Annotated in this window: 3 protein-coding genes; 2 read left to right on the top strand and 1 reads right to left on the bottom strand. The window is 34.5% G+C overall.

Going from position 1 to position 2,810, the window contains the following annotated elements:
• The first annotated feature begins 878 nt into the window (after nt 1-878).
• Both H4J73_RS20745 and H4J73_RS20740 read left to right on the top strand, forming a co-directional pair.
• Nucleotides 879-1,124, top strand: a complete 246-nt coding sequence (locus H4J73_RS20745) for a hypothetical protein (protein ID WP_310649611.1) — start codon at nt 879-881, stop codon at nt 1,122-1,124.
• 224 nt (nt 1,125-1,348) lie between these two features.
• Nucleotides 1,349-1,507, top strand: a complete 159-nt coding sequence (locus H4J73_RS20740; RefSeq protein WP_310649610.1) for a hypothetical protein — start codon at nt 1,349-1,351, stop codon at nt 1,505-1,507.
• 254 nt (nt 1,508-1,761) lie between these two features.
• On the opposite strand, the gene H4J73_RS02120 is transcribed toward H4J73_RS20740, so the two are convergent.
• On the bottom strand, nt 1,762-2,154 hold the full coding sequence (locus tag H4J73_RS02120; RefSeq protein WP_182176836.1) for a biopolymer transporter ExbD: 393 nt from the start codon (nt 2,152-2,154) through the stop codon (nt 1,762-1,764).
• Nucleotides 2,155-2,810: the final 656 nt, after the last annotated feature.

Raw genomic sequence — 2,810 nt, 5'->3', positions numbered from 1 at the left:
ACGGCCGTGTGGCTTATGTTGAGTAAAGCGCATGTGAGCGTAGGACATTCTCCACGAATATTAAGAGAAGCCCGATCCAAAAGCCTCGGGCTTTTTGCTGTCTGGCATTTGAAAAACAACAAAAATAGACCGAAATCGCCACAGCATTACCGGTGCGCCGACGGTCGTGTGGCTTATATCGAAGTAAAGCCCATGTGAGCGTAGGACATTCTCCACGAATATTAAGAGAAGCCCGATTCGAGAGCCTCGGGCTTTTTGCTGTCTGGCATTTGAAAAACAACAAAAATTGACCGAAATCGCCACAGCATTACCGGTGCGCCGACGGTCGTGTGGCTTATATCGAAGTAAAGCACATGTGAGCGTAAGACATTCTCCGCGCTTGTTAATAGAAGCCCGTAGGGTTTTTTAATGTCTGGCACTCGAAAAACAACATTGAAATCTACATTACTATGTGTTTTTCTTTAATATTGGAGCTCATAGCTGCCGATATCAACATTCGTGTGAGTGATCAGTTTAGTCAGAGGTCTAAGTAACACCCAAAGAGGTGCCTATTAAATTTATAATTAACTAGTCTTATTGATTGTAGTGGTGAATTGTATGCTGGACCGAACTAAATATTATCCCCAATTTCAAAGTAGGACAGTTTGCTGGCTAATTTACTTTTTCTAATCTATTGAAATCAAGTATATATATATATCAATATTAATGAACAACATGATTGGTTGCTTTGAATTTTTTAGTCTACCATTGGCTAGCCTGTCATTGGACCGCTATTATGACCATAAACTAATTTAGTTTTATATGAGACTGGCATAACAAAAAATATTGATTTTGTTATTTAATAACATTGAAGGGTTCGTAATAACAAAAAAGCTATAGTGATAGGAGCTACGGGGTTAGTTGGACACGCGATTGTCCAACAATTGGTTAATACTGATTATATTGATAAAGTTATTACACTAACACGTAGACCTTCACCGCATTCATCTACAAAAGTTATCAATCAAGTCGTCGATTTCGATCACTTGGATAACTATATATCTCATTTTGATGGCAATTTTTATTCTCATGTCAGGGGACAACAGTTAAGCAAGCCGGTTCAATCAATGGTCAACGTAAAGTAGATCTTGGATACCAGTTTAAAGCAGCAAAATTAGCTGCAAAGAATGGCGTAGGTCATTATTTACTCGTCTCATCTGCAGCAGCTAATAATCAAAGTAATAACCCGTACCTAAAAATGAAAGGTGAATTAGAACAGAGAGTAAGTCAACTGCCATTTAAACAGATTAGTATATTTCAACCTCCACTCTTACTTGGTCAGCGAACTGAATTTCGCTTAGGAGAAAAAATGTGTAGTTGGCTGATGCCTATTATATGCATGCTTCCCTTTCTACGTCGTTTTCGCCCGATAATTGGCGAGCAAGTTGCCGCAAAAATGGTATTGGTAAGCCAGAAAGAAGGTGCGTCAAGAGAGTTTTATCGTCTTAACGAAATCTTTATTAAGTGATCAGAAGCAATCTGGACAGTTAGACTTACTATCTCTGATAATACGATACTTAAATAATTTTGCACTCATAAGTTAAATTAAGTAATTAGTAAGTCAAGTGTAGGTAATAATGGGTAACCGTATGACTTAATGATAATGTATATTTATCGCTAATTTCTTCATCTTAACATCATTGATTTTAACATATAGATCCACCTATATTAATAAAGGCAAAAGCAAAAGTGCTTGACCATTAACAGTTTAAAAATGATATATTATTTTCCTATAGACAAAGTGAGGCCATCGACCATACTTATATGGTCAATAACTTTTACAACGTTATCATAATATGTATTCACGTGGGGAATGACGACAGCAGCAGAAACTTGATTAGTGGCTAGGTAGTTTTCAATATTTGCTGGTAAACGTTCAATATCCGTAATTCTACCATTTAAAGATACAAGTCCACTTTCATTTATCCTAATCAATAGCATTGGGTTATTATTTTGATTAGGGTTACCACCATCAGGTTTATTGACTAAGAATCCTTGTTCCTTAACAAATGAGGTTGTCACAATAAAAAATATTAAAAGTATAAACACAATATCAAGCATGGGCGTCATATCCGCTTCAGCCTTTTGATCTTCATACAGTCTATTCTTTCTCATCCTAATACCTTAAAATTATTAATTATGTTCTACGATTATATTCGTATATTGTTTTACTTACTCTAGTGCATATTATTAATTAAGCAATATTTATACGATATCATTCGTAAATAGATAAATAGATAAATAGATAAATAAATTGGAATTAATCAAACTGATATTAAATGAATAAATAAACTTTATAATAAGTAATATAGGTAAATTGATACACTGGACACTATTAACAGATAATCCTTATATCAGCGAAAACTGAAAATAATACAAGATTTATAATGACTATATGTAACAATTAAATCGTTATTATTAGATATACGTTTTAATATTCTACGGTTTGTCTTCTTTTTGTCCAAACAAACTAAAAGATGAAAATAGTGCTTGATCCTTTTTAGAAAATGTTTAAAATGCGCTCCAGTTCCAAGGGGGTCAGTTAAAACGAACCACGAAAGAGCTGTTTTGATAAGTTATCTACATCACTTTAGAGTAAAGTCGTTAACTTAATGTTTTATAGGTAAGGTTTGAATCTTCGAAAAGAACTTCAAATTAAATTAAATAAAACGTTGACATCGAAACAGAGTTGCGTAGAATACGCATCTCGCTTCAGGCAAGGCCTGCAGCAATGGAGCAACGCTCCAAAGGTATAAACGAATGGGTTTTAT

Origin of the sequence: Colwellia sp. MB3u-41, from assembly GCF_014076845.1 — a bacterium.
Classification (GTDB): Bacteria; Pseudomonadota; Gammaproteobacteria; order Enterobacterales; family Alteromonadaceae; genus Colwellia_A.
Note: the sequence above shows the minus strand (reverse complement) of the source record. Positions and strands in the feature narration are given on the sequence as shown.